The following is a 7,367-nucleotide window of genomic DNA, read 5'->3' as shown; positions in this document are numbered from 1 at the left end:
GTCAGAGGGGGTTGGACACACCCAGTGGTGCGGTGCAGAACGGGCCGCCGACGTACTCTGCCGCTGGGCCTGTCGGCGCCGGCTTTGCCGCCAGCTGGTCCGCATACACCTCGGCGTCGTCCAGGGACTTGTAGCCCAGCGCCTCCGCTTCCTCCAGTGAGTAGATCCGGCGGGTGTTGTCCGAGACGCCCCAGATCAGCCGGTAGCCCGGCGAAGGCGCCGAAAGGCACGCCTCGAACAGCCGTGCCGCGTCGTCAGGTGACAGCCAGGTCGTCAAGCCGCGGGGGCCCAGCGGCAGCGGTGTCTCGAAGCACGAGCCGATCCGGATCACGATCACGTCCATGCCGAAGCGCGAATGGTACAGGCTTCCGAGTGCCTCGATCGCCGCCTTCGAGACGCCGTAATACGTGTCCGGGCGCGGCGAGGAGTCCGCCGGCAAGTCGGAATCCACCCTGCGGAAGCCCACCGCGTGGTTGCTCGACGCCAGGATCACCCGCTGGATCCCCGCGGCCCGCGCCGCCTCCAGGACCGTCTGCGTCCCGTTGATGTTGACATCGAGGGTTTCCTCCCACGAGTTCTCGCGGCTGTGCCCGCCCAGGTGGATCAGCGCGTCGACGCCTTCGCACGCCGCCGCCATCGCCGCCGGGTCGGTCACCGATGCCGTCACGATCTCTTCGGCAGCGTCGGACGCCGTCTGCGGGGCCAGGTCGAGCAGGCGCAGCACCCGGCCCGGGCGCCGCAGGCGGGGGCGCATCAGGGTGCCGACGACTCCCGCCGACCCGGTGATGAGCACGCGCTGGTCCGTCATGGGGTTCCTTTCACACAGAAGGGTTAACGGATGCCGGCCCGGCGCAGCTGCTGCCCGAGCTCGGCGGTGGTCTCGGCGAGCAGCTCGCCCACGCGGCGGGCGTCGTCGTCGGTCACCTGGGCGATGGGCATCGAGCAGCTGATCGCGTCGGTGCCCGGGATGCGGTAGGGGATCACCGCGGCGACGCACCGGACGCCCAGCGTGCCTTCCTCGACCTCGGCTGCGTACCCGCGCTCACGCGTCGCGGCGCACTCGGCGTGCAGGCCTTCCAGGGTGGTGATGGTGTTCGGCGTCAGCGGGGTCAGCGTCGGCGGCATCAGCGCCTCGATCTCGTCGTGCGTCAGCTCGGCCAGCAGCGCCTTCCCCAGCGCGGTCGCGTGCGCGGGCAGCGTGCGCCCGACGCGGGAGACCAGGTGCGTCGACCGCTGCGACTCGCGCGTCTCCAGGTAGACGACCTCGGTGCCGTTGCGGCGCGCGAAGTGCGCGGTGAAGCCGGTCTTCTCGCGGATGCGCTCCAGCGCTTCGGTGGCGAACGGGACGACGGCGTCGCGGTCCAGGTACGCCGTGCCGCAGATCAGCGCGCGGACGCCGAGGCGGTAGCGGGCGGTGTTCGTGTCCGCCTCCAGCCAGCCGGCTTCCAGGAGCGTCCGCAGCAGGCCGTGCAGCGACGAGCGCGGGAAACCGGTGCGCGCGTGCAGGTCCGACAGGGACAGCCAGACGTCGTTCGCCGCGAAGGTCTCGATGAGGTCGACGGCCCGGCGCGCGGACTTGACCCCGGAGGTCTCCGCGGGGGCACCGTCGGCCGCCGCCGGGTTGTCCACCTTCTGCGGCATTTGTGCTCCTCCGTCCGGCCGTTGACTTGTGACCCCGGCCATATTAGCGTCCCGAACAACGTTCTTATGGATGAACATAATCACTATAACAGACTCCGTTCATAGATGTGAACAGTAAGACCGCATCGACGTGGACGCGGAAGGGAGCCTGCGGTGCACGCACTCGACTGGACGATGATCTGCGCGTACTTCGCGCTGATGATCGTGATCGGCTGGTGGTCGCACAAGAGAGTCAGCGACGTGAAGGACTTCTTCACCGCCGGCGGCCGGATGCCGTGGTGGCTGGCCGGCATCTCGCACCACATGTCCGGCTACAGCGCCGTGCTCTTCGTCGCGTACGCGGGCGTGGCGTACACCACCGGCGTCACCGTGTACTTCTGGGGCTTCGCCAGCATCGGCATCGGCGTGGGGATCGGCAGCTGGCTGTTCGCCGCCCGCTGGAACCGGCTGCGCTCGAAGCTCGGCGTCGCCTCGCCGCTGGAGTACCTGGCCAAGCGCTACAACGTGCCGACGCAGCAGGCGCTCGCCTGGAGCGGCAGCCTGCTGAAGATCTTCGACATCGCGGCCAAGTGGTTCGCCGTCGCGACGCTGCTGCACGTCTTCGCCGGTCTGGACTACAACCTCGGCATCCTCATCACCGGCGCGGTCACCCTCGTCTACTGCACCATCGGCGGCCTGTGGGCCGACGCGCTCACCGACTTCGGCCAGTTCGTCATCCAGGCCATCGCGGCGATCGTGATGATCGTCGTGGTGCTGGGCAAGCTGGGCGGCATCTCGGCGCTCTGGACGATGTGGGACAAGCTGCCCGCGGGCCACGTCGACCCGGTGACGTCCAAGTACACCACCATCTTCCTGCTCGTCTACGTGCTGGTGAAGACGCTGGAGTACAACGGAGGCATGTGGAACCTGGCGCAGCGGTACATGGCCGCGCCGAACACCCACGAGGCCAAGCGGGGTGCCCGGCTTTCGTCCGCGCTGTACCTGTTGTGGCCGCTGGTGCTGATGTTCCCGATGTTCGCGGCCCCGCTGCTCATCCCCGGCGTCAAGGACCCGACGCAGTCGTACGCGATCATGACCACGACGTTCCTGCCGCCGGGCCTGATCGGCCTGGTGCTGGCCGGCATCTTCTCGCACACCATGGCGATGGTCTCCTCCGACGCCAACGCGATCTCCGCGGTGATCACCCGCGACATGATCCCGGCGATGTTCCGCCGCACCCGGCAGTGGACCGACGTCCAGGGCCTGAAGGCCGCGCGGATCACCACGGTCGTGTTCGTCGCGCTGACCATGCTCGTGGCCACCCAGGCGCAGAACCTCGGCGGCGTGCTGCAGATCGTCGTCAACTGGGTCGCCGCGCTGATGGGCCCGATCTCGATCCCGCTGCTGCTGGGCATGCTGCCGTGGTTCCGCAAGTGCGGCCCGCGCGCGGCGCTGGTCTCCTGGGCGGGCGGCCTGATCGACTACGCGCTGGTGTACTACGTCTTCAAGGCGAACCAGACCGTGCTGGTCGCGACCCCGATCCTCGTTTCGCTCGCGCTCTACATCGGTCTCGGACTGCTCGCTCCCGAGCGCAGCGCGGCCGCCGATGAGATCGTCGACACCGTGAACACCGCCGACGACGAAGTCGACCGCAAGCAGGAAGGCACGACCGTGCCCGCCTGAGGCAGGCCACACCCGGCCGAACCGACAAGGACGAGAGAGCAGAAAACTGATGGCACAGAACGAGATCGAGCTGGACGGCCTGCTGGCGTTCCCCCTCACCCCGTTCACCGAGGACCTCGAGGTCAACCTCGACGCGCTCGCGGAGAACGTGGAGAGCCACATCGCGGCCGGCGCCGGTGCGCTGTTCGTCGCGTGCGGCACCGGCGAGTTCAGCTCGCTCTCGCCCGCCGAGCACGCCTCGGTGCTCACCCGGGCCCGGGAGGTGGCCGACGGCCGCGTCCCGGTCTGGGTGGGCGCCGGGGGCGGTGCGGCGTCGGCGCGGGCCGGCATCGCGGCGGCCCAGGCCGGGGGTGCGGACGGCGTCCTGCTGCTGCCGCCGTACCTGGTCACCGGTCCGTCGTCGGGCCTGGTCGACTTCGTCCGGTACGCCGTCGGGGACTCGTCCGTGCCGGTCATCGTCTACCACCGCGGCACCGGCGTGTTCACCGCGCCGGCCGCGGCTTCCCTGCTGGACATCCCGTCGGTCGTCGGGCTCAAGGACGGCTACGGCGACGTCGAGGTGATGACCCGGATCGTCACCACCATCCGGTCGCTGGACACCGAGCGGGCGCGGAACTTCCTGTTCTTCAACGGGTTGCCGACCGCGGAGGTCTCGGCCAAGGCGTACGCCGCGATCGGCGTCGCGCGCTACTCCTCGGCGGTGCACTGCTTCGCGCCGGAGATCGCGCACCGCTTCCACCGCGCGCTCGGCGAAGGCGACACGCGCGTGATGGACGCCCTGCTGACCGGGTTCTACCTGCCGCTGGTGGCGTTGCGGGACGAAACGCCCGGTTTCGCCGTCTCGCTGGTCAAGGCCGCGGCCCGGTTGCGGGGGGACAAGGTCGGCCCGGTCCGGCCACCGCTGGTCGAGCCGACGCCGGAGCAGATCCGCCGGCTGGAGAAGGTCGTGGAGGACGGCTTCGTGACGTTGAAGGGACTCGCCTGATGCAGATCCTCGACGTCGTGCTGACCCCGGTCGCCTTCGCGGACCCGCCGCTGCTGAACGTCATGGGCGTGCACGAGCCGTTCGCGCTGCGCAGCGTCGTCCAGGTCAAGTGCGAGGACGGGATCGTCGGGCTCGGCGAGTCCTACGGTGACGACGCCTTCCTCGGCGAGGTGCGCAAGGTGCTGCCGCGGCTGCGCGGCCACGACGTGTTCGACCTGCCCGGCCTGCGGCAGCTGGTCGCCGAAGCGCTGTCGGACACGGTGCTGACCGACGCGCACGGCCTGATCGGCGGCTTCTCGATCCGCAAGACCGTCGCGAGCGTGTACTCGCTGTTCGAGGTCGCCTTCCTGGACGCGCAGGGCCACCGCCTGGGCCGCCCGGTGACCGACCTGCTCGGCGGCAAGGCGCGCGACGCCGTCGAGTTCTCCGCCTACCTGTTCTACAAGTACGGCAAGCACATCGACGGCCGCGAGGACTCCTGGGGCGAGATCACCACACCCGAGGCGCTGGTCGGGTCGGCGAAGCGGATGTTCGACGAGTACGGCTTCCGCTCGATCAAGCTCAAGGGCGGCGTCTACGAGCCCGCGCAGGAGGTCGACGGCGTCCGCGCTTTGGCCGAGGCGTTTCCCGGGCACCCGTTGCGGATCGACCCGAACGGCGCCTGGACGGTCGAGACGAGCATCCGGGTGGCCGGTGAGCTCGACGGCGTCCTGGAGTACCTGGAAGACCCGACGCCCGGCATCGACGGCATGGCCCAGGTGGCCGCCGAGGCGTCCATGCCGCTGGCCACCAACATGTGCGTGGTCAACTTCGGCGACGTCGAACCGGGCTTCCGGGCGCGGGCGATCGGCGTCCTGCTGTCCGACCACCACTTCTGGGGCGGGCTGCGCGCCACGCAGTCGTTGTCGGTGACGTGCGAGAGCTTCGGCGTCGGCCTGTCGATGCACTCCAACAGCCACCTCGGGATCAGCCTGGCCGCGATGGTGCAGGTCGCCGCGGCGACGCCGCACCTGACCTACGCCTGCGACACGCACTGGCCGTGGAAGGTCGAGGACGTGATCGAGCCGGGGGTGCTGGAGTTCCGCGAGGGCGCCGTCACGGTGCCCACGACGCCGGGGCTCGGGATCACGCTCGACGAGGACGCGCTGGCCCGCCTGCACGAGAACTACGTCCGATGTGGACTGACGAAGCGCGACGACGGGACCTACATGCGGAAGTACGTGCCCGGGTTCGAAGCGAACACGGCGAGGTGGTGAGCCGGTGAAGGTGACGGGATACGCCTACCCCTGGGACGTCCTGGAGGACGGGTTCGCCGCCCGCGTCCGGGCACTCGGCGTCGACGAGGTGGCCGTGGCGCTGTCGTACCACAGCGCCCGCGCGGCGACACCCTGGTCGCCGACCCGGACGTCGGTGGTGGCTCGGCACGCGGCGTTCTACCGGCCGGTGTCCGGCGGGTGGGGCCCGCTGCGACCGTCCACTCCGGACTGGGTGGCGGCTTCGGATCCGGGGGGCGACGCCGTCCGGTTGCTGAACGAGGCCGGGATCCCGGCCGCCGCCTGGATCGTCCTGACCCACAACTCCCAGCTCGGCTACGAGCACCCGGACGTCGTGGTGCGCAACTGCTTCGGCGAGGCCTACCCGTGGGCGCTGTGCCCTTCGCAGCCCGCCGTACGCGAGTACGCGGCGAAGGTGACCGCGGAAGCCATCGCGGGGCTCGAGCTGTCGTCGGTGATCCTCGAGGCCTGCGGCCCGCTCGGCGCGGTGCACCAGCACCAGCACGAGAAGACCGACGGCGTGTGGGCGCCCGCGGTGGCCCGGCTGCTGTCGATCTGCTGCTGCGACGCCTGCGCGGCGGCGTGGGGCATCGACGCGGACACCGTCCGCGCCCAGCTCGTCGAGGAGGTCCGGCGGCTGGTCGCGACCGGCGACCTCGGGGTGACGGCCGATGGCTTGCCGCCTTCGCTGACGTCGATGCTGTTGCGCGTCCGGCAGGAAGCCACCGACGCCTTGCGGGCCGCCGTTTTGGCGACGCTGCCGCCGGGCATCCGGATCGTGCTGCACGGCGCGCTCGACCCGTGGGTCACCGGCGCGCTGCCCGGGCTGACGCCGTCGGCGCCCGGCGACGTCGACGCGGTCGTATTGTTCGGGTGGGTGCCCGCCACGGGCGCCGAGGCCGTCGCGGCGGCCCGTGAGGCGTTGCCCGAGCGGGTCGCGATCGCCAGCTACATCACGGCGGTCGCCGCCGCGCCGGTGCCGGACATCGCCGGGTACGTCGGCGAGCTGGCCAAGGCGGGCGCCGCCGAGCTGCACCTGTACCACCTCGGCCTGGCCGGTCCGGGTCGCTGGCCCGACCTGGAAACGGCCACCGCCGCCGCCCATGAGAACTGAGGAGCTGTTCCACCGATGAGCCAGGCCACAGACGCCGCCACGCTCGAGAAGATCCTGGCGGGAGCCGCCGAAGCCGCCCGTCCCGCCGCCGAGGCGACCCCGGCCGAACGCGCCGGCTGGCTGACCGCCGTCGCCGACGCCCTCGACGCCGCCGCGGGCGAGCTGGTCCCGCTGGCGCACGCCGAGACGCACCTGCCGGAGACGCCGCGGCTGGCCGGCGAGCTGAAGCGCACGACGTTCCAGCTGCGCCTGTTCGCCGAGGTCCTGTCCGACGGCGAGTACCTCGGCGCCACCGTCGATCACGCCGACCCGGACTGGCCGATGGGCCCGCGTCCCGACATCCGCCGCGTCAAGACCGCGATCGGGCCGGTGCTGGTGTTCGCGGCCAGCAACTTCCCGTTCGCGTTCAGCGTCGCGGGCGGGGACACCGCGTCCGCGCTGGCCGCGGGCTGCCCGGTGGTCCTCAAGGCCCACCCCGGGCACCCGGAGCTGTCCGCGCAGACCGGCTCGATCGTGCGCGAGGCACTGATCAAGGCGGGCGCCCCGGCGGCCCTGTTCAACGTGATCTTCGGCCAGGACGAAGGCGTCACGGCACTGAAGGACCCGCGGATCGCGGCGGCGTCGTTCACCGGCTCGATCCCCGGCGGGCGGGCCCTGTTCGACATCGCGAACGCGCGGCCGCGGCCGATCC

The 7,367-nt window shown here is 71.0% G+C and carries 7 protein-coding genes; 5 read left to right on the top strand and 2 right to left on the bottom strand.

Annotation, left to right across the window (positions count from 1 at the left end):
- Position 1 precedes the first annotated feature (1 nt).
- On the bottom strand, positions 2-808 hold the full coding sequence (locus CCN39_RS47145; RefSeq protein ID WP_086853615.1) for an NAD-dependent epimerase/dehydratase family protein: 807 nt from the start codon (positions 806-808) through the stop codon (positions 2-4).
- Between the two features lie 23 nt (positions 809-831).
- Positions 832-1,641, bottom strand: a complete 810-nt coding sequence (locus tag CCN39_RS47140; RefSeq protein WP_086853613.1) for an IclR family transcriptional regulator — start codon at positions 1,639-1,641, stop codon at positions 832-834.
- A 153-nt stretch (positions 1,642-1,794) separates the two neighbouring features.
- Here CCN39_RS47140 and CCN39_RS47135 point away from each other — a divergent pair, with 153 nt between their 5' ends.
- From CCN39_RS47135 to CCN39_RS47115, 5 genes are all read left to right on the top strand, one after another.
- A complete protein-coding gene (locus CCN39_RS47135) occupies positions 1,795-3,303 on the top strand; it encodes a sodium:solute symporter family protein (protein WP_086853611.1) in 1,509 nt (502 codons plus the stop codon).
- 49 nt (positions 3,304-3,352) lie between these two features.
- A complete protein-coding gene (locus CCN39_RS47130) occupies positions 3,353-4,288 on the top strand; it encodes a 5-dehydro-4-deoxyglucarate dehydratase (protein WP_086853610.1) in 936 nt (311 codons plus the stop codon).
- A complete protein-coding gene (locus tag CCN39_RS47125) occupies positions 4,288-5,544 on the top strand; it encodes a glucarate dehydratase family protein (protein ID WP_086853608.1) in 1,257 nt (418 codons plus the stop codon). Before CCN39_RS47130 ends, CCN39_RS47125 begins: the two co-directional genes overlap by 1 nt.
- A 4-nt stretch (positions 5,545-5,548) precedes the next feature.
- Positions 5,549-6,676 carry an alpha-amylase family protein gene (locus tag CCN39_RS47120; protein WP_086853605.1) on the top strand — a complete coding sequence of 376 codons (1,128 nt, stop codon included), beginning with the start codon at positions 5,549-5,551 and terminating at the stop codon, positions 6,674-6,676.
- A gap of 15 nt (positions 6,677-6,691) precedes the next feature.
- Positions 6,692-7,367, top strand: a 676-nt coding sequence (locus tag CCN39_RS47115) for an aldehyde dehydrogenase family protein (RefSeq protein ID WP_143264453.1), incomplete at its 3' end; no start/stop codon positions are given.

Source organism: Amycolatopsis kentuckyensis (assembly GCF_002155975.1).
In the GTDB taxonomy this organism is placed as follows: Bacteria; Actinomycetota; Actinomycetes; order Mycobacteriales; family Pseudonocardiaceae; genus Amycolatopsis; species Amycolatopsis kentuckyensis.
Note: the sequence above shows the minus strand (reverse complement) of the source record. Positions and strands in the feature narration are given on the sequence as shown.